General features: G+C 60.4%; 17 protein-coding genes, 1 tRNA gene and 1 pseudogene. 12 read left to right on the forward strand and 7 right to left on the reverse strand.

Annotated features, from left to right (window positions below):
• Window positions 1-1,006 precede the first annotated feature (1,006 nt).
• Window positions 1,007-1,993, reverse strand: a complete 987-nt coding sequence (hemC, locus tag CYA_RS01135; RefSeq protein WP_071813488.1) for a hydroxymethylbilane synthase — start codon at window positions 1,991-1,993, stop codon at window positions 1,007-1,009.
• 275 nt (window positions 1,994-2,268) lie between these two features.
• Here hemC and CYA_RS01140 point away from each other — a divergent pair, with 275 nt between their 5' ends.
• The 10 genes from CYA_RS01140 to CYA_RS01190 all read left to right on the forward strand — a co-directional run bounded on the left by CYA_RS01140 (window position 2,269) and on the right by CYA_RS01190 (window position 11,641).
• On the forward strand, window positions 2,269-2,730 hold the full coding sequence (locus CYA_RS01140) for a YlqD family protein (RefSeq protein ID WP_011429159.1): 462 nt from the start codon (window positions 2,269-2,271) through the stop codon (window positions 2,728-2,730).
• Window positions 2,731-2,879: 149 nt separating this feature from the next.
• Window positions 2,880-4,364 (forward strand): glycosyltransferase, encoded by a 1,485-nt coding sequence (locus tag CYA_RS01145; protein WP_228375397.1) that lies wholly within the window; start codon window positions 2,880-2,882, stop codon window positions 4,362-4,364.
• A 73-nt stretch (window positions 4,365-4,437) separates the two neighbouring features.
• Window positions 4,438-5,430, forward strand: a complete 993-nt coding sequence (gene ilvC, locus CYA_RS01150) for a ketol-acid reductoisomerase (RefSeq protein ID WP_011429161.1) — start codon at window positions 4,438-4,440, stop codon at window positions 5,428-5,430.
• A 23-nt stretch (window positions 5,431-5,453) separates the two neighbouring features.
• Window positions 5,454-6,761, forward strand: coding sequence for a serine--tRNA ligase (gene serS, locus CYA_RS01155; protein WP_011429162.1), 1,308 nt, complete (start codon window positions 5,454-5,456; stop codon window positions 6,759-6,761).
• A gap of 91 nt (window positions 6,762-6,852) precedes the next feature.
• Window positions 6,853-7,287 carry a BlaI/MecI/CopY family transcriptional regulator gene (locus CYA_RS01160; RefSeq protein ID WP_011429163.1) on the forward strand — a complete coding sequence of 145 codons (435 nt, stop codon included), beginning with the start codon at window positions 6,853-6,855 and terminating at the stop codon, window positions 7,285-7,287.
• A complete protein-coding gene (locus CYA_RS01165; RefSeq protein ID WP_011429164.1) occupies window positions 7,284-8,156 on the forward strand; it encodes a M56 family metallopeptidase in 873 nt (290 codons plus the stop codon). The genes CYA_RS01160 and CYA_RS01165 overlap by 4 nt, the downstream gene beginning before the upstream one ends.
• 149 nt (window positions 8,157-8,305) lie before the next feature.
• Window positions 8,306-8,377 (forward strand) — tRNA-Asn (locus CYA_RS01170).
• Between the two features lie 384 nt (window positions 8,378-8,761).
• The gene (locus CYA_RS01180; RefSeq protein ID WP_041438773.1) at window positions 8,762-9,280 is read left to right on the forward strand and encodes an inorganic diphosphatase; all 519 of its coding nucleotides are present in this window, start codon (window positions 8,762-8,764) and stop codon (window positions 9,278-9,280) included.
• A gap of 98 nt (window positions 9,281-9,378) precedes the next feature.
• On the forward strand, window positions 9,379-10,128 hold the full coding sequence (locus CYA_RS01185) for a cytochrome c biogenesis protein CcdA (RefSeq protein WP_011429166.1): 750 nt from the start codon (window positions 9,379-9,381) through the stop codon (window positions 10,126-10,128).
• A 76-nt stretch (window positions 10,129-10,204) separates the two neighbouring features.
• Window positions 10,205-11,641: a cytochrome c biogenesis protein gene (locus tag CYA_RS01190; protein WP_011429167.1), complete on the forward strand. Its 1,437-nt coding sequence runs from the start codon at window positions 10,205-10,207 to the stop codon at window positions 11,639-11,641.
• Here the strand turns inward: CYA_RS01190 and CYA_RS01195 are convergent.
• The gene (locus CYA_RS01195) at window positions 11,638-14,286 is read right to left on the reverse strand and encodes a PAS domain S-box protein (RefSeq protein WP_049749700.1); all 2,649 of its coding nucleotides are present in this window, start codon (window positions 14,284-14,286) and stop codon (window positions 11,638-11,640) included. The two genes, CYA_RS01190 and CYA_RS01195, sit on opposite strands and share 4 nt — an antisense overlap.
• 1,146 nt (window positions 14,287-15,432) lie before the next feature.
• On the opposite strand from CYA_RS01195, the gene CYA_RS01200 reads away from it, so the two are divergent.
• A complete protein-coding gene (locus tag CYA_RS01200; RefSeq protein ID WP_011429169.1) occupies window positions 15,433-16,587 on the forward strand; it encodes an FAD-binding oxidoreductase in 1,155 nt (384 codons plus the stop codon).
• Window positions 16,588-16,684: 97 nt separating this feature from the next.
• Here the strand turns inward: CYA_RS01200 and CYA_RS01205 are convergent, their stop codons facing one another.
• Window positions 16,685-17,926: an RNA-guided endonuclease InsQ/TnpB family protein gene (locus CYA_RS01205; RefSeq protein ID WP_228375398.1), complete on the reverse strand. Its 1,242-nt coding sequence runs from the start codon at window positions 17,924-17,926 to the stop codon at window positions 16,685-16,687.
• On the opposite strand from CYA_RS01205, the pseudogene tnpA reads away from it, so the two are divergent.
• Window positions 17,882-18,371, forward strand: a pseudogene (tnpA, locus tag CYA_RS01210) (IS200/IS605 family transposase). The gene CYA_RS01205 and the pseudogene tnpA overlap by 45 nt on opposite strands.
• A 96-nt stretch (window positions 18,372-18,467) precedes the next feature.
• Here the strand turns inward: tnpA and CYA_RS01215 are convergent.
• From CYA_RS01215 to CYA_RS01230, 4 genes are all read right to left on the reverse strand, one after another.
• Entirely contained in the window at window positions 18,468-19,580 is a 1,113-nt protein-coding gene (locus CYA_RS01215; RefSeq protein ID WP_011429170.1) for an NAD(P)/FAD-dependent oxidoreductase, read from the reverse strand.
• A 33-nt stretch (window positions 19,581-19,613) separates the two neighbouring features.
• A complete protein-coding gene (locus CYA_RS01220; RefSeq protein WP_011429171.1) occupies window positions 19,614-19,766 on the reverse strand; it encodes a photosystem II protein Y in 153 nt (50 codons plus the stop codon).
• Between the two features lie 429 nt (window positions 19,767-20,195).
• On the reverse strand, window positions 20,196-21,197 hold the full coding sequence (locus CYA_RS01225) for a M14 family metallopeptidase (RefSeq protein ID WP_011429173.1): 1,002 nt from the start codon (window positions 21,195-21,197) through the stop codon (window positions 20,196-20,198).
• Between the two features lie 293 nt (window positions 21,198-21,490).
• On the reverse strand, window positions 21,491-22,960 hold the full coding sequence (locus tag CYA_RS01230) for a glutamate-cysteine ligase family protein (RefSeq protein ID WP_011429174.1): 1,470 nt from the start codon (window positions 22,958-22,960) through the stop codon (window positions 21,491-21,493).

The following is a 22,960-nucleotide window of genomic DNA, read 5'->3' on the forward strand; positions in this document are numbered from 1 at the left end:
TTGCTAGTAGATTCTCAGCTTTGGCTTGAGCTGAGAAGGAAGTGGGCATCTCTATCAAGATTTGGAGAATACAAATGAAAGTAGGACTGCGTTTGGGCATTTTGGCTTTGCTACTTACGCCCCTTTGGGAGAGTGGTTCTCTTTCGGGTGTTGCCTTGGCTGAAGATCATCTTTTAGTGGCTCAGGCCCCGGAGCCAGCTAGGCGGCCTATGCCTTCTGTGCCTAGATCGATACCCTCCCTAGTTCCCATAGATCCCATAGCTCCGGCAGAATCCTCAGACTCCCCAGTTCCCATAGATCCCATAGCTCCGGCAGAATCCTCAGAAACTGTAGATGAGCTATTCCGCCAGGTTCCTTTCCCCCCTTCGCTAAGATCTCTGCCTGGCCTTCGGTGCTCGAGACCCATGGTGTTGCGCTCAGTAACCCTCAGCGCTCCTCCGCCAAACCCTGCTTCCCCCCTGCAATCGGAGGTTCACCCCAACATTTGGAAAAATCTCCAGGGCCGTTTCGGGACAGTCAAGTGGGGAGAGACCCAACCCGATAAACTCTTTGCTCATACCTTCCAATGGAGCCCCCCTTGTAAAGCAGGCTGCCGGATGGGAGGCACCCTTACGTTTACCTATCGCAATAACTTGCAGGCAACAAGTAACACAGCTCCTAATGCCGGGAACGACAAGTACTACATATACAACGGCGGGAATTTAACTCAAGCGGGGTTTTTGTATACTTTCTCAAGTCCGCCTTCCCCAATTCCGCCTGGCCAAACCTTCACCAAAACTCTAACCCTCTCGCCGGCAGAGATTGCCAACAACCGAGTGACCTTAGTAGTTCAAGATGATACGGCGGTTTTGGAAGCTAAGCTAGAGCTTAGATACTGCTGCTGTGAATGCGAGTTTCCCATTTGAAGTTGAGTGAAATTTGCCTTAGGGGGGACTTCCGTGCCCCCCTTTTCTTCAACTCCCCCTGGCTGCAGACCTCAAAGCTTACTCAGAAAGGGTGGAAAAGCCTAACGGCGGGCCTGGGCAAAAATGGCCTGCAAAATCTCGTCGGCCCCCTGCCGTTTTAGCTTTTCTGCAAGAGCCATCCCCACTGCCTCGGGATCGGCGGTGGATCCCGTCTGGGTATCGCGGATGAGCTGTCGCCCCTCCAGGTCGGCCACCATGCCGGTCAGGTGCAGCTCTTCCCCCTGGACTTGGCTGTGGACGCCGATGGGCACCTGACACCCCCCCTCCAAGGCCCGCAGGAAAGCTCGCTCGGCCAAACAGCGGGCTGTGGCCTCCGCATCGGCTAAGGGTCGGATGAGCTCCAGAATCCGCTCATCCCCCTGCCGGCACTCGATCCCCAGGGATCCCTGGCCAACCGCGTACAGAGACACACTGGGATCCAGCACCTCGTGGATCCGCTGTTCTTGGCCCAGGCGCTTCAGCCCCGCCACCGCCAAAATTAGGCCGTCGTACTCCCCCCGATCCAGCTTGGCCAAGCGAGTGTTGAGGTTGCCCCGCACATTCTTAAATTGCAGGTGGGGAAAGGCGTGGCGCAGTTGGGCCAATCGCCGCAAAGATGAAGTGCCGATCACCGTTCCTGCTGGCAGGGTGGCCAGTTGGTAGCCGCGCAGCTCTTCCCGCAGCACCAGCGCGTCCAAAGGATCCTCCCTCTGCGTAATCGCCCCCAGGACCAGGCCTTCCGGCAAACGGGTGGGCAGATCCTTAAGGCTGTGCACCGCTAGATCGCTGCTGCCGTTGAGCAGGCTGACCTCCAGCTCCTTGGTAAACAGGCCCTTATCGCCAATTTTGGCCAGCGCCACATCCAGGATGATGTCTCCCTGGGTGGAAAGGGTGTGCAGCTCTAGCGGCAATCCTGGATGGTGGGCCTGCAACTGTCCCATTACCCAGTAGGTCTGGGCCAAGGCCAGCTCACTTTTGCGGGAGGCGATCCGCACCGGCTGGGCAGCCCCTGCCGAGGGTTGCCAGGGAGTTGAGGCCAGTTCGCTCATGGCTGCTGCAAAATCCGAGAACACCGTCTTTCACGCTAACTGACTTTGCGGCGCCGCACGGCAGCGGCCTTCAAGATCCTTAACCAAAACTGCCATTTCCCCCCGATCCAGACTTTACTACGGGGATCCCAGCCGGTAGGATAAGTAGACGGATTCTCCGCCGCGGCGGGGAGAGTTGTGGTCTGTCAAGCCTCCTTCTCCAAGGTTGCTAGAGGACAATTCTCTGTAAGCACAGGGCCCCCTGATTTGCTTGGTAGTCTGCCTGGATAGGTCTTATGGAAGAAAACAACGTCGGCAACGGCACTCAGTTACTGCTCAAGCGCACCATCCCTGTCAAGGTGGTGGTCACCCCCCTTTGGAAGAAAGAAATGCAGGAGCAATTGGAGCGGCAGATCGAAGCCACCGATGCTCAGATGCAGCAACTGGAGTTTCAGGGCAAGCGGGCCATTGCCGAGCTGGAGAAGCAAAGCCCTAACCCCAACAGCCCCCAGGTGCTCCAACAGGTGGAAGCGGTGAAAAGCCGCGTGAACGAGCAAAAGATCAAGCTCTTGGATCAAAAAAACCAGTTGCTTCAGCAGATCAACCAACTGAACAACCTGGAGCTGAACCAAGAGGTGCTCCAGGGCAGCGTGGAGAGCTTCTTCCGCGTGCAAAAGGGAGACAACCTGATCCAGAAAATGCAGGTGGAGATCCTGCTGGAAGATGGGGTGATCAAGGAAATTCGCGGCAACCCATAAGCTCTTCATATCCTTTGGGAGGACAGGGATCCCTTGCTGTGGGGTAGCAGATCAAGACCTTTGGTCTTAACCCAAGTCGGTGGCAACACAATAGGTGACAATAATTAACGGCCTCTTAACAGCCGCTGGGCTCAAGCTTGGGACGGCTGGTGCGTACGGGCAAAGTTGTTACCTACGAGATGCTCGCCATGTCTGAGTTTGTCTGGTCAGAGCCTGCCCCCCTCGAGGACCTACATCTTCCCGATTGGTTGCTCACCTCGGCTCAGCGCCGCCGTCTCAAAGCTTTCCTGGTTCTGGCGACGGTGTGGGGGCTGGTCAGCCTGATGCACCAGGTAGCGGTAGCCCGCTGGTTTACCGTTGGCCTGGCCACCTTCATGGTCATCCACATCAACCGCCTGTTCCGGCTGCAACCGGCGGCTCTGCCGCCCCCCTTGAGGCTTTACCCTCCTGGAACAATGGCCTGGGATCCCGCCGCCGCCGAAACGGCCTCCCTGCCTTTGCCTGAGGTGGGCGGGGCTCAGCCCTTAGCGCTGGCGGGTTCTCCTCTGCCGCGAGTGGCGGTGTTGATCCCGGCCAAAAACGAAAGCGCAGTGCTGCCGCGGCTGCTGCACAGCCTCACCCAGTTGGATTACCCCAGCAGCCACCTGGAGCTGTGGGCCATTGACGATGCCAGCAGCGATGCTACCCCCGACATCTTGCAGGAAGCCCAAAAGCGGATCCCTCACCTGCGAGTTTACCGACGGCCACCAGGGCGAGGAGGCGGCAAGTCTGGCGCCCTCAACGAGGTGCTGCCCCTGACGCGGGGGGAGATTATCTTGGTCTGCGACGCCGACGCCATTGTGCCTCCGGATTTGCTGACTCGCACCCTGCCGCTGTTCGGCCAGACCCCCCGCCCCGGCAGACGGACAATCGGCGCCGTTCAGGTGCGCAAAGCCTTGAGCAACCCCAACGTCAACTTCTGGACCCTGGGCCAGGTGGCGGAGATGGCCTCCGATGCCTACTTGCAGCAGCAGCGGGTGGCCATCCGCGGGATTGGGGAGCTGCGAGGCAACGGCCAACTGGTGCGACGGGATGTCCTGGAAAAGTGCGGCGGCTGGAACGAGAACAGCCTCACCGACGACCTGGATCTTACTTTTAAGTTGCACCTGGCGGGGGTGGATATTGCCTTTTTGACGGAGCCGGCCATCGTCGAAGAGGGAGTCACCTCTTGGAAAAGCCTTTGGCACCAGCGTTGCCGCTGGGCGGAGGGGGGCTACCAGCGCTACCTCGACTACTGGCCAGGGATCCTCAGCCGCCGCCTGGGCATGGCCAAGACAGTCGATCTCTGGGCCTTTTTCATCTCTCAGTACCTGCTGCCGATGGCCTTAGTTCCCGATACCCTCTGGGTGCTGTTGACGGGCCACTCCTCGGTGCTGCTCCCCTTGAACGCCCTGGTCATGGGATCTGTGACGGTGGCCTTCTACCGCGGCCTGCGCCAGGTGGAGGGGCTGCGCGGGCGAAAACTCTGGTGGCGTACGGCTCTGGGCTTGGTGTACATGCTCCACTGGCTGCCGGTCATGATCGTGACCACGGCTCGTATGTGTGTGCAGCCCAAGCGGTTGCGGTGGGTAAAAACGGTGCACCATGGCCTCTAGTTCTGCTGTTGGGGATCCCCCAGATCCTGCTATCCTAATCAAACGCCAGCTCACCGAACTACCCAGCCCGACTATGGCCCGCCTCTACTACGACACTGACGCCAACCTGGATCTGCTGGACGGCAAGACCGTCGCCATCATCGGCTACGGCAGCCAGGGCCATGCCCACGCCCTCAACCTGCGCGACAGCGGTGTCAACGTCCTCGTCGGCCTCTACCCCGGCAGCCCCTCTTGGCCCAAAGCGGAGCGGGACGGGTTGACGGTCAAGACTGTAGCAGATGCTGCGGCTGCCGCCGACTGGGTGATGATCCTGCTACCGGACGAAGTGCAAAAGACCGTCTTCCAGAGCGAGATCCGCCCGCATCTAAAGCCGGGGAAGGTGCTCCTATTTGCCCACGGCTTCAACATCCACTTTGGCCAGATTCAACCCCCCCCGGATATCGATGTCATCATGGTGGCTCCCAAAGGCCCTGGTCACCTGGTGCGGCGCACTTACCTAGAGGGGCAGGGGGTGCCCTGTCTCTTTGCTGTCTATCAGGATGCCTCCGGGATGGCGCGGGAGCGGGCCATGGCCTATGCCAAGGCGATTGGCGGCACGCGGGCCGGCATTTTGGAGACCAGTTTCCGCGAGGAAACTGAAACAGATCTCTTCGGCGAGCAGGTGGTGCTCTGCGGCGGCCTCACGGCTTTGATCAAGGCGGGGTTTGAGACCCTGGTGGAAGCAGGCTACCAGCCGGAGCTGGCCTACTTCGAGTGTCTGCACGAGGTTAAGCTAATCGTGGATCTCATCGTCGAGGGGGGCCTGGAAAAGATGCGCCACAGCATCTCCAACACAGCAGAATACGGCGACTACACCCGTGGCCCCCGCATTATTACCGAGCAAACCCGCGCTGAAATGAAGCGGATCCTGTCAGAAATCCAAAGCGGCCAGTTTGCCCGCGAGTTTGTCCTAGAAAACCAGGCAGGTAAACCGGTGTTGACTGCGATGCGCCGCCGCGAGGCCGAGCACCCCATTGAGAAAGTGGGCAAGGAGCTGCGGGCCATGTTTAGCTGGCTGAAAAAGTAAGAAGTTCTTGCTAGGCAGGTCTTGTGCTGGATCTAAAGCTGCTGCGGGATCGTCCGGAGGAAGTACGCCAAGCCCTGAACAAGCGCGGGGCCGTCGCCGATTTGGACAGGATCCTAGAGCTGGATGGCAAGCGGCGCCAGTTGGAGACTCGGCGCGTTGCTCTGCAGGCCGAAAGCAACAGCCTGGGCAAGAAAGTGGGCGAGCTCATCCGGCAGGGGGCGGATCCCCAGGGAGCGGAAGTGACGGCCCTGCGGCAGCAAGGAGCAGATCTCAAGGCTGAGATTGCCCAGCTGGAACAGCGGGAGCGGGAGCTGGAGGAGGAGATGCAGACTCTTCTCCTCACCCTGCCCAATCTGCCCTTACCCAGCGTGCCGGTGGGCCAGGATGAGACGGAAAACGTGGAGGTGCGCCGCTGGGGGGATGCGCTAAAACCCACCCACCCCGTCCTTCCCCACGACGAGGTTGCCGAAAAGCTGGGCCTCCTGGAGGTTGGCCGTGCCGTCAAGGTAGCCCAGAGCCGTTTTGTGGCTATGGTAGGGGCAGGGGCGGCTCTGGAGCGGGCCTTGATCGCCATGATGCTGGAGCGCCACATTGCCGCTGGCTACACCGAGGTGATCCCTCCCTTTTTGGTCAACAGCGCTGCTCTGGAGGGGACAGGGCAACTGCCCAAGTTTGCCGCTGAGAGCTTCCGCTGTGCCGACGACGACCTCTGGCTGATCCCGACGGCGGAAGTGCCCCTCACCAACCTGTACCGGGAGGAGGTGATCCCAGCCGAGCGCCTGCCGCTCTATTTCTGTGCCTACACACCTTGCTTTCGCCGCGAGGCCGGCAGCTATGGCCGGGACACCAAGGGCCTGATCCGGCTGCACCAGTTTCAAAAGGTGGAACTGGTCAAAGTTACCCACCCCACCCAGTCGGAGGCAGAACACGAAAAGCTGGTGCAAGATGCCGAGGCCATTTTGCAGATGCTGGAGCTGCCCTACCGGGTAGTGGAGCTGTGTACCGGCGATCTAGGTTTTTCAGCAGCCCGCTGCTTCGATCTGGAGGTGTGGTTCCCCTCCCAAAACCGCTACCGCGAGATCTCCAGTTGCTCCAACTGCTGGGATTTCCAGGCCCGCCGCGCTAACCTGCGCTACAAAGAAGCAGGGCAAAAGGGCACCCACTTCGTCCACACCTTGAACGGCTCCGGCTTAGCGGTGGGACGGGCTCTGGCCGCCCTGTTGGAAAATCACCAGCAGCCGGACGGCTCGATTCGCATCCCCCAGGCGCTGCGTCCTTTCCTCAGCTCCCGCTTCCTCTCGGAAGACGGCGCTCTCCGGACTGCTCCCTGAGCCATTCTGCCGCGGTGCTCCAGCAAGCCATAGCTGTGGAGAGTATGAGAGTATGTCAATCTAGATAGGGATCCCTACCCTGCCAGGGTTTATGTTGCCCAAGCATCGTCCCAAGCAACTCTCACTAGGCCCTCTGGAATCCGAGATCCTCGATATCCTTTGGGAGCTGGGCAGTGCCAGCACCCGCCAAATCCACGAGCGCATCTTGGCCGATCCCGACCGAGAGTTGGCCTATGCCTCTGTAACTACCGTTTTGCGGCGCCTAAGCCAGAAGGGCTGGGTGAGCTGTGAACGTCGCACCGATGCAGAAGGGCGGAGTCTGCCGATGTTGTGGCGGCCCCGTCTTTCTCGCCAGGAAGCTGCCAGCCTCAGGGCCTTTGCCCAGTTGCAGCAGTTTTTGGCGGTGGGCGACCCAGACACCGTGGCAGCCTTTGCCGATAGCCTGGATCAGGCCAGCGTGTCCCAGTTGCAGGCGATTGCCGAGCGGTTGCGGGCGGCCCGCGAGGCCAGGAGGGATCCCCAATGAGCCACTTGGGCATGTTGCTGTTGGGTTTGGCCCTGAGTTGGCTGTGGCGGGCCCAGGTGCGGCTGGATCGAGCTGGTTCCTGGGCCCAGCGCTGGCAGTGGGCCTGGATCCACTTCTTGCTGCCGCCGCTGTTTTTGCTAATGACTGCCCTTGCTTTGGCTTGGATGGGGCCGTGGGGACAAATGGCCGGGGCAGGAGGCTGGTTCTGCTACGGCTGTGCGCTGCTGTTGCTGGCGCTGGCTGCAGGCGTGGCCCTGCGCTGGGCTTGGGAGTACTGGCGCGTCTGCCGACGCGCCCGCCTGCGGGCTCTGGCCCAAGTCAATTTGTATGGCTCTTCGGCCTATGTCTTGAATTTGGAGATCCCTTTTGCTGCCCAAGTGGGGGTATGGAAGCCGCAATTGGTGGTCAGTCGCGGCCTGCTGGAGCAGTTGGATGAAGAACACCTGCGGGCGGTGCTGGCCCACGAAGAGGCCCACCGCCACTACGGCGATACCTTGTGGATGTTTGCGGTGGGCTGGCTGCGCCATCTCAGCAGCTGGCTGCCGAATACAGAGGTCCTCTGGCAGGAATTGCTCACCCTGCGGGAGCTGCGGGCAGATCGCTGGGCGGCCCAACGGGTGGATCCCTTGGTGCTGGGAGAGGCTCTGGTGCAGGTGGTGGGCTATGGCATGGCGCAGCAACCGGCAGCGGCTTGGGTTGGCTTTGCCCTAGAAATGGGATCCGGTGCGGGGGGACGGCTGCAAGAGCGCATCGATGCCCTATTGCAGCAAGAGGAGTCAGGCCCGGTCGCCTCCCACCTTTCCCTGCAGGGTTGGGCCTGGCTGGGGCTGGCTCTCCTGCCTCTGTTGGCCATCCCCTTTCACAACTGAGGTTGACGCCATTCCCCAGCTTGCCTTGGCGCGCCGGTGGGCAGCAGCTTTACAGCCGCTTGAACCATGGCCTGGACAGAGCCAAGAATTTCTTCCTCCGCGGGAGTTGCTTGATGGCCTTTTTTTTCCTACGATGGAAAATACTTCGATCCTCGGTAGCTCAGCGGTAGAGCGGTCGGCTGTTAACCGATTGGTCGCAAGTTCGAATCTTGCCCGAGGAGTTGGGCGAGGGGATGCAAGCTTGATGTTCTCCTCAGCCCGAGAGGACGAGGATTCTTTCTCGCTTGTCGCAAGCTACGCGGACGGGCTGGCGCCGCTGCCACCGCGCCCCCTTTTTCCCACCCTATACGGGGGGATGAAAGGGAGGCCGGGGGCGCCATCACCCCGACTCCTGGGCGACGGCAGGGACATCGAAAGCGTGGGCAGTCGACTCCAGCCTGCAGGATGTCGAGATGGGGAGACTTATCTCCAGGACTAAAGTCCGGGGCTTGTGCCTCCCGACTTGCTGGTCACCCCTAGTTGGGGTTGGGATGCCGCTGCTGAAGGAACGCTTCGATTTATAATGCCCTCTGGCCGTTTCACCTATTCCGAGGGTAATTGCTGTGATCGACCTGTCGCGGATCCCTGCCCAACCAAAGCCAGGCCTACTTAACCTCCTGATTGAGATTCCGGGCGGGAGCAAGAACAAGTACGAGTTTGACAAAGACATGGGCGTAATGGCCCTAGACCGGGTGCTCTACTCTTCGGTGCAGTACCCCTACGACTACGGCTTTGTGCCCAATACGCTGGCAGGGGACGGGGATCCTTTGGATGGCCTGGTGATCATGGATCAGCCCACCTTTCCAGGGTGTGTGATTGCGGTGCGCCCGCTGGGCATGCTGCAGATGATCGATGCGGGGGAGCCGGATGAGAAGTTGTTGTGCGTGCCCGCTAAGGACCCTCGCTATGCTTCCGTAACCAGGCTGGAAGATATTGCCCAGCACCGCCTGGACGAGATTGCCGAGTTTTTCGCCACCTACAAGCGCCTGGAGAAGAAAGAAACCCAGATCTTGGGCTGGAAAGGCCTAGCCGAAACCGAGGCAGTGATCGCCAGCAGCATTGCCACCTACCAACAGTCCAAGTAGCTCCCCAACTTTTCTGGACTGAAGCTCCCAGTTGGCGCCAATCTGTTCTGGCTTGGATTCCTCGAGCTAGCTTAGGGTTGGACTCGATGGCTTCTGCTATGGCCGATACCCTTCAGCTTTGGCTTTACCACCTGGAACAATGGGCAACGCAACTTGTCCAAGGCCAACTGCAGCACCTTTCTCCGCTGAGCCTGCTGCTGGTGGGTCTGGCAGGTCTGGTCACCAGCCTTTCTCCCTGTATGCTCTCCCTGTTGCCGGTAACCATCGGCTACATCGGCGGCTACGCTCCCACTACCCCCGCCGCTGCCGGAGAAGTGCGCTGGCAGGTTTGGGTGCAATCGCTAGGCTTTGCGGCTGGCGTGGCTTTGACGCTCAGCGGGCTGGGCTTGGGAGCAGCTTTGCTAGGCCGGGTTTATGGACAAACCGCTGCCTTTGGATCCCTAGTGGCGGGAGGGATCGCCATCCTCATGGGCCTGAACCTGCTGGAAGTTGTCCCCTTGCGCTTCCCCGATTGGTTTAACCGGTTGGAGATCCCTGGCCAGTGGCCTGGGCTAGGCCGGTCGGTGTTGCTGGGATCCACCTTTGGCCTGGTAGCTTCTCCCTGCAGCACGCCGGTTTTGGTGGCCCTGCTCGGCTGGGTCTCCACCACAGGGCAGCCCTGGGTGGGGGGCGGGCTGCTGCTGGCCTATGCGCTGGGGCTGGTCTCGCCGCTGCTGTTGGCGGGGGTGTTCGCCGGCTCGATGAAGCAACTGTTGGCCTTGCGGCGCTGGTCGATCTGGTTTACCTATGCCAGTGGCGTGGTGTTGGTGGGCTTTGGCACCGTGACGATCCTCTCCGCTTGGGCCTAAGGGATCCCTGCTGCAAGCTAAGATGGGGCTGCCCTCCAGTTGGGGGGCAGTTCAGATCTTGAGCTGACAACTTCCCATGGTTATCCCCTCTCTGCCGCTGTCGCGGTGGCTTTCCCCCTTGCGTCGGTACTTTCGCCATGAGCTGCTGCCGCTGCTGGCGGATCTGCGTCTGGCCATCGGCCTTTTCTTGGCAATTGCCCTTTTGAGCGCGGTTGGCACGGTCATCGAGCAAGAGGAAACCGTGGCCTTCTATCAGGCCCACTACCCCGAGCATCCGGCCCTGTTTGGCTTTCTCACCTGGCGGCTGATCCTCAAGCTGGGGCTGGATCACGTCTATCGCACCTCTTGGTTTCTGGCCCTGTTGATCCTCTTTGGCAGCAGCCTGGCCGCCTGTTCTTTGACGCGCCAGTGGCCGATGCTCAAGGTGGCCCGTCGCTGGAGCTACCTCACCCGTCCCCACTCCTTCCAGCGGCTGCCCTTTTGGACCTATCTGCCCCAACGCTCCCTGCAGGGGCTGCCGCAGCGGCTGCGCCAGCGGGGCTATGCGGTGTTTCAGGACGGATCCCGACTTTACGCCCGCAAGGGTCTGATTGGGCGGTTTGGGCCTATCCTGGTGCACGTCAGCCTGCTGCTGATCCTGCTGGGGGCCATCTGGGGCAGCCTTGCCGGCTTCAAGGCCCAAGCGCTGATCCCCAGCGGCAGCGTCGCCGCCATTGAACAGGTAACCGGGGCAGGGGATCTGGCTCATCTACCCACCTGGCAAATTCGGGTCAACCGCTTCTGGATTGACTATGCTCCTGATGGCCGGGTGAAGCAGTTTTACTCAGATCTCTCGATTTTGGATGGGGGCCAGGAGGTCAAACGCCAGACCATTTCCGTCAACCATCCCCTCTCCTACCGGGGGGTGACCCTCTACCAGGCTGATTGGAGCATCGACAGCATCCGCATCCGCCTCAACAACAGCCCTCCCTTTCAAATCCCGGTGGTGCCGGTGCCCACCCAAGCGGGCAGCAAGCTCTGGGGCGCTTTTGTCCCCACCCGGCCAGACCTAAGCGAGGGCCTGACGCTGTTGTTGCCCGATTTGCAGGGGACGGCCCTGCTCTACGACACCCAAGGCCAGTGGATAGGATCCCTGCGCCAGGGCATGAGCCTGGCCCTGGACGAAGTTGCCCCCCAGCGCTTCCCCAACCGTCTTACCCTGCACCTAGACGAGGTTATCGGCGCCACCGGTCTGCAGATTAAATCCGACCCAGGGATCCCGCTGGTCTATCTCGGCTTTGGGCTGCTGATGCTGGGGGTGGCGATGAGCTATTTCAGCTACAGCCAAGTTTGGGCCCTGGAGACGGAAGCAGGGCTCTACCTGGGAGGCAAAACCAACCGCGCCCTGGTGAGCTTCGAGCGGGAGTTTGCCCGCCTGGTGGAGCAGCAACTGCTCTCCTCTCCCCCTTCGCCGGCAAAAGAACCCCCTCCTGCCGCTCGCGTCGGCGGGACGGAGTCCTTAGCCAACGGCTAGCCATGGCGGCTGTTTGACCGGCAACGCTGCCCAGGGTCATCTAGCTCCCCTCTCCCTGAGGGAGAGGGGCTGGGGGTGAGGGCGGAACTGCCCAAATCCGGCAGGCTGACCGCGAACAGGGTGCGGTTCTCGCCGCTTTCCACTTGCAGGATCCCTTGCAACAGCTCCACCGCCTTTTTCACCAGCGGCAGGCCCAAGCCGGTGCCCCCCTGGTGGGCGTAGTCCAGGTGCGGGATGCGGTGGAACTTCTCGAAGATGCGCGGCAGGTGCTCCGCTGGGATCTCGACACCGGTGTTGGTGACCTGCAAATGGAGACCCGACGAATCGACCGCCACTTCCAGATGAACCTGCTGGCCGGCAGGGGTGTACTTGGCGGCGTTGGCCAGCAACTCGCTCAAGATGCGGGTGAGCAGCCCCACATCGGTGTTGAACAAGATGGGTTCAGAGGGGGGGTAGGAGATAAAGGTGAGCTGGCGCTCTTGAAAGCGCAGGGCAAAGGGCGGCAACAGCTTTTCCAGCCACTCGCGCACCTCGAAGCGGGCGATCTCCAGACTGCGGCTGCCGGCCTCTAGCCGCTGCAAGTCCAGCAGGTCGTTGACCAAGTCCAGCTCTTTTTGCCACTCCTGTTTGAGGATGTTGAAATAGGGGATCTGCGCCTCGGAAAGGCCGCGCACTTCCAGCATTTTCAGGGCCATTTTCATGCTGGTCAGAGGCGTGCGCAGCTCGTGGGAGACCATGCTGAGAAACTCTTCTTTGAGCTCGTTGAGCTGCTGCAGTTGCTGGAGCTGAGCCTGGGTTTCCTGGTAGAGGCGGGCCTGGCGAATGGCGATGCTGCACTGGGTGGCCACCTGCTCGGCAAAGTGGATCTCGGCCTCGGTAAAGCCCTCCTGGGGCAGGCGAACTAACTTGAGAAAGCCCAGCAACGAGCCGGTGCCTGAGACAAGCTGCCCTTCTTGCTCTTCTACAACCAGGGGGCAGGCAAGCAGGGTACAGCGCCCCCGCAGCGGGTGATCCGTGCTGAGGTAGAGGGTCTGGCCTTGGCGGAGCTGGCGCAAAAGCACGGGATCCAAGGGCAGAGTGACCTTGCCCAGGGGGGGCAGGGATCCCGCCGCTTCGTAGGCCAGCGTGTAGGTCTGGGTTTCCGGATGGATGAGGGCCACACCGCAGGCGCCCAGTTGGAAAGCCTGGGTGAGCTCCCGCACCACGGTGGCCAAGATCTCCTGTTCGTCCAGGCTGGAGCGCACCTTGTCGCCAATCAGCCGCAGCAGTTGCTCGTATCTCACCCGCTGGGCCAGCTCGGCATTGCGCACCTCCACCTGGTAGCGCAGCTCGGCGTTGGCAGCTTGGAGTTGCTCAAACAGCTCCGCCTGTTGCAGCGCCAGCCCCAGTTGATCGGCAATTTGTCGCAAAAAATCCGGCATCCAGGGATCCCATTGTTTGGGGGCGCTGCACTGGTGGGCGATCAACAGCCCCCAGAGGCGGGCCGGCTCGCTGTCTTTGCCGTCAGGGCCAGCCGCCTGCAAAATGGGCACCACCAAGTTGGCCCGCACCCCCAAACCGGCCAGCAGCTCGCGGTGGCAGGGCTGGATGGGGGCGGTGTCGATATCTTCAATGGCCGAAATGCGGCCCTGCTGATAGGCCTGGTGCCACTGGCTAACAAAGCATTGATCTTCGATAACCAGGCCCAGCAGGCTCAACTCTGGCCGGCTGACCGATTGCATGGCGATCTCGCCCACCCAATTGGGGAAAAAGCGGTAGATCACCACCCGCTCCACATCCAACAAACGGCGGACTTCTTCTACGGCAAAACCCAGGATGGACTCCACCTGCAACGATTGCCGGATCCCTTGGGCGATGCGGTTGAGCAGCCGGGCTTGGTGGAGTTGCAGTTGAGCCTGCTCCTGGGCTCGCTTGCGCTCGGTAATATCGACAATGGAGGCAATGCCGTAGATTTGTTTGTCGGGAGTCTCCGCCACAAAAGACGAGAGGTCAACCCAGAGGATCTCGCCGCTTTTGCGGATGTAGCGTTTTTCCATGCGGTAGCCCCGGCGGCGGCCCGCTCGTATTTCTTCGACATAGATTGCCTCCTGCCGCAGATCCTCAGGGTGGGTGAGGTCGGCGTAATTCATGCTCAAGAGCTCGGCCTCGGTGTAGCCGGTGAGCTGGCAAAAGCTCTCGTTCACCTTGACGATCTGCCCCGCCGCATCCGTAACTGCCATGCCCACCGGGGCTTGCTCAAAGAGGTTTTGAAACAGATCTGGCTGATCGTGCAGCGAGTGCTGCCGTTTTTGTTGTGGGTTCTGCAACTCTTTTTCCTGGGTCAAATCCTGTACGCTGGCAATGCCGATTACCTTCCCCTGGGCATCCTGCCAGGGGGCATCCAAAATCCGCACCGGAAACCGCTCGCCGTTGCGACGCATAAAGGTCAGCTCCCAACCCTGCGGGGGCCGACCCTGAGCCAGCCCCTGGGCGAAGGCGGTGGCGATCTTCTCCATCTCCTCCGGGGGCCAATAGACAAAAGGGGGATCCTTAACGGCCAGCGGATCCCGGTAGTCGCCGGCGGCCAAGGTTACAACAGGGGCGGTCATCGCCTCAGCCAGGGTGGATCCCTGCCAAGATCGGTCGCTGGCCACCCACCGCAACACAAAAGGATAGCTTGGTAGCCCCGTACTAAAGTACGGGGCGGAAAAGCCCTTGAGCCACTTTAGTTGCTTCTTTGTTATAGTTAGTACAGAGCTTCTCCAGGAAAACAACCTACTGCGGTGCAAAACCCGCGCGGCAATAACTAACCTGGAGGAACTTAAGTCCGAAGTAAGCAGAACTTTGAGGTTATGCCTCAAAGGACTGTCTAGGGGCGTCTTGACAGCGCCTTTGCGAGTCCATTTTGGGCTGCGTAAGAATCCCCTGGGTGGGAGTGTCAAATCCACAGCCGTCAAAATGTCCACCACTCGGCCTGCATCCACCACCAAGGCGTAGGGCCGGGAGCCATTCTTTTGCGCCAACAGGGAGAGAACCTCGGCAAGGGGGCTGTCGAACCCGACCAAGAGTGGCATCTGGCCAAAGCACTGTTCCAGGGATCCCGATGAAGAGCGCAAGTCTTGCACCATGTTGGTGTCAGGGGATAACCGAACCTTAAATTGCAGTCAGAAAAATTTGCAAACAGTATGGCAGAGGGAAACTTTAGCCAAGACCAGACAAAATACTTACTTACGGACTTACTTGCAGGCAGTTTTAGCTTTAGGCATTTGATAGCTTTAACCCAAGCTTAACTTTACAAGTTAGAGTACCACGTTGCGCAAAGAAGTTTCGAATTTTGATATAAATCTTTACATCTATCTGCTGTTTAATTTGCTGGTGCCGAGACTTGGGGAGCAAGTTAAGCTCTTAGCTCGCTGTTAACAGGAATTGTCGATCTAAGTTGCAGCTCTTCCGGTTTATCGAGGTTTTTCCTTCATCTAAAAAGGGGCAATCGCCATCCTGTTGCTCTGTTTTTTTCAAGTATCTTCGCGTCATCGAGTTGAGCTTGGGTTGGTTTCATTGGAGACAGATTTGACAGATTTTGAGCGGCTGCCAGATTACTTGAGTTCAGCCCGTGCTGCCGCGACCCCTCTCAGCCCTCCGCTCCCGGCGAGGGAACTTGGGAAGCTGGCTGCATTCTAAGCCTCATCAAGTACCCATCTGTGGCTGTGCTGCCCAGGTGAGGAGTTTGCCCCCTACACTGAAATTGGGCAAGTTGATCCCGATAGCTAGGGGATCAGATGTTGCCGGCGTTTTGGGCTTAGCTCTTCTCGATGGCTTTTTCTCCGCCGCTGACAGATTTTCTCTCCGGCCAGGCCGCTCCTATTCCCATCCAAACTCCCTCGACGGTTCCAGAATTGGCGCAGCTCCTAAAAGAGTGCCGCGAGCGGAAGGTGCTGCCGCTCGGGCAGGGGAGCAAGTGGGGATGGGCTCCTCGCTTGGAGGCTGTGGATCTCATCCTCAGTACCCGTGGGCTGCGCCGCTTGATCGACCATGCGGCTGCCGACCTAACGGCGACAGTGGAGGCCGGTATGACCCTAGGGGAGCTACAAGCCATCTTGGCAGAGCGGGGGCAATGGTGGCCGGTGGATCCCCTTTACCCTGACTGGGCCACAGTGGGGGGCATCGTCGCCACGGCCGATACGGGCTCGCTGCGCTGGCGTTACGGTGGGATCGGCGATTTGCTGCTGGGCATCACCTGGGTACGGGCCGATGGGGAGGTGGCCAAAGCGGGTGGGCGGGTGGTTAAGAATGTGGCCGGCTATAACTTGACGAGACTGTTCGCCGGATCCCTGGGCAGTTTGGGGATCCTGACGCAGGCGACCCTACGGCTCTATCCCCTGCCGGCAGCCCAAGCAACTTTGGTGGCTACAGGATCCCTGCCCGATTTGGAAGCCTTGGCTCGGCAGGTGCTGAGGGCGCCGGTCAGCCCGGTGGGGGTGGATCTCTGGCTGAAGGCAGAAGGGCCCCAGCTCTGCCTCCATTTCCACGGCTCCGAGCGGGTAATTGCCCAACAGATGACCCAGGTGCAACAGCTAGCTCCTGCAGGATTGAGCTGGCAAGAGGCAAGACCTGAAGCCCCGCCTCTGCCCTCCCGCCGTGCGGGGATGGTGTTGGCCAAGTTCGGCTGCTTGCCTAGCCAGAGCCTGGCTACTCTAGAGCAGTTTCAGTCTCTATTTCCCGACGCTCAGGTGCAACTGCATCGCGGCTGTGGATTGGGGCGAGCCTGGATCTCCCAGCCTGAGGTGGGATCCCTGCTACAGTTACAGCGCCACCTCAAGTCGGTGGGCGGGTTTCTCCTGCTGCTGGAGGCACCGGCAGCCCTGAAGACAGCTCTGGCCCACGATTTCGGCCCGACGGCGACCCTAATGCGCAAGCTGAAGCAGCAGTTTGATCCCGCCGCCATCTTCAGCCCCAGCTTGATATAGCTACTCCAAATCACGCCGAAACGTGACATCCTCTCCCGCTAAGCCCTGACGGGCTGTAGACGGGAGCTTCCGAGAATCACTTCTCGGAGTTGCTGCTTCAACGGACTGGTAAACCAGGATCCTCCACAGCCAGAGAGCGGCAGTCCCACCGCCCCCCTATATCCCCCCGTATACGGGGGGACCTGAGTCCACGCTTCAAAATCTCGATAGCAGCGTTCAAGTCTCTGTCCCACGACCCGCAACGGGGGCAATCATGCACACGTTCCGACAAGGCCTTGGGAACACGCTCCTCACAAACACAACAATTTTGGGACGTACCACGGGGATCCACTCTCAACACCTGTTTGCCGCGTTTGACCGCCACTGCTGTCAGAATGTCAAGAAATTGTCCCCAAGCCGCATCCAAAATCGATTTAGCCAACCGAGTCCGTGCCAGCCCTCGGACGTTGAGATCCTCCACCACCAACAGGTCGTATTGCTCCACCAGCCAGTGCGCCACTTGGTAGTGGAACGCTTTGCGTTGTCGGGCAACGTGCAACTGCAAACAAGCAACTTTCGTGGCTTGTCTCTTCCAGTTGGCGGATCCCTTCACTTTGCGGCTCAGTTGCCGCTGCTGTCGAGCCAAGTGTTTTTGGGCTCGGCGGTAGTGCCGCGGGATAGGCACCACCTCCCCATCGCTGGTGGTGAGAAACCTATCCAATCCCACATCAATGCCCACCGCCTTTTTGACCGGCACAGGCTCTGGGAGAGGAACGCTTTTGTCCTCCAAGGTGATGCAGACATACCACCCATCGGCCTTGCGCACCACTGTGCAGGTTTTGGGCACGAACCCCTCTGGCAAGGGGCGGTGCAGCACCACAGGCATCGAGCCAATCTTGCTCAGCCGCAGAGTCTCCCCTTCCAGATGCGCTCCCGCCTTGGGGCAATTGATGCGGGGGAATGTGAAGGATCTCAACTCCCCCGCTTTTTTGAAGCGAGGCCGCCCCCGCCGTTTGCCTGTGCTATCCGGCACCTGCCACGCTTTCCACGCCTTGTCCAGCCGCATCAAGTTTTGCTGCAGCACCTCGGCGTAAATGCCCCGGTAGGCCGGGAACAGTTGCTTGATTTGTTTGAGGGATCCCGCCTGCCGATAATAATTCGGCTCCAGCGGAGCTTCTGACACAGGCAACGGACAAGAGACAAGGCTGCAGCGGTCAATTGGACAACGGGTTGCGGTCAGCCAATCCAGTCTCTGCCCCAGAGCGTCGTTCCACTGCCGCCGCAACAATTCCAGCCACTCGGTCATCAGAGCGGCTTGGTCGTCACTGGGCAGGATCCGGTACTCGTGGGTGATAATCATGAGACGGTTCTAGCATTTAGCGCAACGAGCTACAACATAGGCCATCGTTCTGTTTACAGCCTACAAATCCACTTGGTGCTGGTGACAAAGTACCGTCGTCGGGTGATAACTGCTCCAATGTTGCAGAGGCTGGAAGATATATTTCGAGCGACCTGCCAAAAGTGGCGCTGTTCCTTGGTGGAGTTCATTGGTGGAGTTCAACGGTGAGGCGGATTATGTGCATCTGTTGGTGAGTTTTCCGCCGGATGTCCAGGTCTCGAAGCTGGTGAACAACCTGAAAACAGTCTCCAGCCGGTTGATTCGCAAAGAGTTCGTCACAGAGGTGGCACGGTTCTACAGCAAGCCTGTATTTTGGACAGGGGCCTATTTTGTTGCCTCTTGTGGTGGGGTCACCGTTGAGGAGTTGAAGAAGTATGTCGAGCAGCAGGCAACGCCCAGATTGTGAGACTCAGGGGCATTGAACCCCTTCGTCTCACCGCCTATCCTCCATCCCGCCAAGCTGCGCTGTGGCAGGAGTACCCCGGAGGTTCTGATGGCGCCGTTAGCGGGCGTGCGCAGGGATCCCCAGCATTTCCAGCAAGGTTTTAGCAGCATCCTGGCCGGAGAGCCAGGCGCCTTCTACTCGCTCCCCGGCACACCAATCGCCGGCACAGACCAACGGCAACCCCTTGCCGGCACCGGCAGGGACGTGGGTGCCCAGGCTGGCCAAACCTATCGTTTCCACAGGAAAAGCGTAGCGCCAGCGATGCACCTGCATCCATTGCGGCGAGGCCAGCCAGGGATCCAGCCGTTTGGCGGCGTGATCCAGCAGTTCTCGACCAGCTTTTTCCAACTCGGCGGGGCCGGCATCCAGATACCGCGACGACCACTCCGCCCCCCCGTGCAAGACCACCAGCGGCGGCAAGGGCTGTAGGCGCTTGCTGCTGTCCAGGGCCAGCCAGGCCAGCATCGGATCCTGCAAACACTTGATCCCCTTCCAAGGCGGCAGCGGCGTGCTCTTCGAATAGCCGGCCAAAACGGCAATGCAGGGCTGGTAGGCGGCGGATCCCGGCAGAGAGAGCAGGTTGTCGGCAGGAGGGATCCCCTCTTGCAGCAAAGGCAACAACTGGGGAGCTGGGATTGCCATCACCACTGCCGCGGCCTCGTAGCACTGGCCGTTTTCGGCCTGTAATTGCCAGGTGGTTGCCAGCGGCCTGAGGCCGACCACACGCGTCTGGGTGTGGATGGACAAGGAGGTGGCTAGCTGTTTGGCCAGCGTCGTCATGCCCTGTGGGCAGATGTAGCGGGGTTTCTCGGCGTTGGAGTCCTCTGGGCGCAACCCCTCTCGATCCAGCAGGTGCAACGAGCGCGTCCATTCCCTCAGCAGCCCCAGGCCCAATAGCTCCTTCAGCCAGCGATAAAAGCTGTCGGAATCGGCGGTCAGGTATTGAACCCCGTGATCTACAGGCACTGTTTGTCCGGCATGCTCAACCCGCCGGGTGGCCATGCGCCCACCCAAACCCACCGATTTCTCCAGCACCAAGACCTCCAGCCCCGCCCGCCGCAGTTGCCGTGCGCAGGCTAGGCCAGCCACCCCGGCCCCGACGACAACGACGTCCGCCGACTTTGCGTTGCCCAGGCCTGGCCTTGCCCCCTGGAGATTTTCGTCTGACATACAGGGCCTATCGGCTGCAACCGGATCCCACCTTCAACTCCCGCTCTTGCCAAAGGGGTTGTTGCCCCTTTCGCCGAAGAGCTTGGCTTCCCCCTTGATGGCAGCCTTGATGATGTTGTAAGCGGCCCAGCCAACCACCAAAACAATGGGTGCCAGGACGATCAGCGGACGGAGATCCATATCCATAGTTTCATCCCCCTCTCATCAACGGAGTAACAAGAGCTTCCAGAGTTAGCAACTGCTGGGATCCCGAAGAGCGAAGCTTTTTTGGGGTTTGGGTTTCGCTTTGGGCGGGGTACAACTCCGGAAGAACGGCTATGTCCAGAATAAACCCAGGTATACCTTCTCCCGCTAAGCCCTGACGGACTGGGGCAAAAACCTCCGCTCACGCCAGCAGGACAGGATCCCTGGATGATTTCTCAGAGTTGCTGCTTACTCAGGATCTTCACACAGCCGGAGAGTGGCTGCTTCGCCGTTCCTAGCCCATTCTGCAGCAAGCCCGGCTTCTGGACAAGAGCTTGCCTTGTTGCCTCTTGCGGGGATGGGCCAATCGAGCTAGGCGAGAACGTCCGTCGCTGGCGCCACGTAGACTGCGCCCGAGAGTAGCGCGGAAGTTTAGCCAGCCAGGGAGTAGCGCTCCATCAAGTAGCAGAGGCAATCTTGGCGGATGATGCGGCTGTTGAGGGTGAGCATGCCGGGCATGATGGGCACGCGGGTGCGAATTTCGCCATCTTGGGCATAGAAGAAGCGATCCGCCACATCTTGGCCCTGCTCGTCTTGTACCTCCAGGTGGAAGCCGTTGTTCGTCCAGCCGATGCGGGTGTGGGGAGGGAGCTCCCGAAAATTGAGGAGATCCAAATCGGGGGGAAAGCGCAGGTGCGGGTCGCCCGCCTCTTCCCCAAAGCCGAAGCTTACCTCGTCTGGGATCTTGACGATGGCGACGCTGTGGAACAGGTCGATATCCTGGCTGAGGACGGGGCGTTGCGGCAGCGCCGACAGGTGCAGGCAGGCTTCCAGAAATTCGCAGGCATGTTGGGTGCCGTGGGGCTGATCCGGCTTGCCACATTCCAGGGTTACCGCCGGGCAGAAGCGCCCAAAGGCCATGCTCTGCACGCCTTCTGGCCGCCTGAAGTAGAGGACAGTGCGACCAAACAAGGTGGCCAGGTGCAAGGTGGAAGGATCTAGGTAATTGACACAGGCGTAATGGGGGTTGGTGCCCGTGTTGTTGTGGATGTCAACGCTGGCAAAGACGCCGCGTTGCCGCATCTGCCGCAAAACCGCCTCGGCCATGGCATGCTCGGGGGTGGAGCCGGGGACCCAAATGCGGTTGTAGTCTGGCTGGCCGTCCAGGCGCCGCTGCCCATAGCGAGCAGCCCGTACATTGCCGATGAAGAGAGACAGAGAACGGGGCAGTTCCCGCCGGGTGTAGCGGCGCAGAAGCTGTTGCACCGCCTGCCAGCCGGTGACCTCGTTGCCGTGCAGCAGGACGGATACAAACAGGGGGGGATCCCGCCGTCCCGCCAGATGGATAAGGGTCGGCCCGCCCAAGCGATCCTCCAGCTGATGGGCCTCTAGATCCAGGAGTTGATCCGGCAGGTGGTCGAGAACGGTGAGCATAAGGGTTGGGCAAGCACCTCAACGCAAACCTTTTGGCTGCTCAAGGGCAGAGGGGATCCGGGAAATCGAGCCCTCTCTCTAATTCAGAGCCCTCACCCCCAGCCCCTCTCCCAGCGGGAGAGGGGAGATGGAGATTGGGGTAGCGAACTGTCTCATCCCTAGCTGGAAATAAACAACTGGCTGCCGTGCTTGGGGCTTGGGTCGTCGCCCTGCCCTTTGAGAAGGCATCCCTTCCGATACAGGCATGCCCAGGCGGTGATCTGTCTCCCCTGCCATACAGGGAGAGCGCTTCCCTAGCCGAGATCCCAGGTGTGTACCGGCCGGCCTTGCCGCTGCCGTTCCCAGTAGGCACAGGTCAATTGTTGCATATCTTTACCATGCCGAGCCACGTAGCGGCGCTGCCAGGTGGCCCCATTCTGCCCCGACTCTACCCGGGCGCGGAGAATGCCCAGATACTCCTGGATATCCTGGGGGGCCAAGTCCAGTTGCGCCAAGCCCGCCTCTGCTTGCGGGATCAGCTCTTGCAGCAGCAATTGGCGCAGGGATCCCTGCCAACCGTTGAGCCAAGTGATGGGGGCCTCGAGGCCGAAGCGGGCGGCCGCGTAGAAATTGGCGCGGCACTGGGCAAAGCTCAGCTCCTGCTCCGGGGGAAGGGGTCGGGCTCCCAGGGCTTGCACCAGGCCAAAGTAGAAGGCTGCATTGGCGATCATGTCCGGCAGGGTGGGGCCTGCTGCGGCCACCCGCTGTTCGATGCGCAGATGGGGATAGGGATCCACCCCCACCAGAGGGCGGTTCCAGCGCCAGATGGTGCCGTTGTGGAGGCGCAGATGGGCCAGCTCCCAGGGAGAGGCGGCCAACGTTTGCGGCAGCACCACCGGGTAGCAGCGTAGATTTTCCCAGAACAACTCCATCAGGGACTCTTGCACATAGCCTTGCCCAAAGGTGACGCGAGGTTGGTGGGTGGGGGCAAGGGGGGGTGGGCCATCCAACGCCTGCTCAAACACAGGGATGCGGGTTTCCGCCCATAGGTCGTGCCCGAACAGATAGGGAGAATTGGCCGCCAGCGCTACCAAGGGGGCCGACACGAGCAGGGAAGCGTTGAAGTAACGGGCCGCTTGGTGGGGGGCCACCTGCAGATGGATTTGAAAAGAGGTGGTGGCTGCCTCCAGCATGACGTTTGGGTGGGTGACCCGCAGCAGGGTGGCAGGCCCTTCGATTGTCAGCCCCAGGGGCGGGATCCTGGAGGGTTGCTCGCGCCGGTGCAGGTTCAGGATCTGCTCGTTGAGGGCCAGATAGCGTTTGCGGGGGGAGATCATCTCCAAGGTTAGCTGCTGCTGCTGCAGCGTGGGTAAAATGCCGATGGTCATCAGCCCTGCCTGCAGTTGCTCGGCCACTCGGCAACAGCGATCCCACCTCTGTTCCAGCTCTTGGCGGAGCTGCTGCAGAGCGGATGCAACCAAAACCTGGGGCCGGCTGTTGAGCTCGATGTTGAAGCGGGCCAGTTCCGGCACCACCAGCGGGTCGTTGACGGCCTCCAGGTAAGCTGAGTTGATCGGGGCCGGATCTCCCTGGGGGGTGACCAGCCAAGCTTCCAGCTCAAACCCGCCCACCGGGGATCCCTGGGCAAAAGGCCGGCAAATGGGATCCAGCCCCGGCAGGCCGGCCAGCCAGCGGTCCAGCAGATCCGTCTCCTGCTGCAGCCGAGCTTTGAACTCGGCAAAGTCCTCTGCGCCAAAGCTGAGGGAGGCAATCTCTTGGCCCAT

Source organism: Synechococcus sp. JA-3-3Ab, from assembly GCF_000013205.1.
Lineage (GTDB): Bacteria > Cyanobacteriota > Cyanobacteriia > Thermostichales > Thermostichaceae > Thermostichus.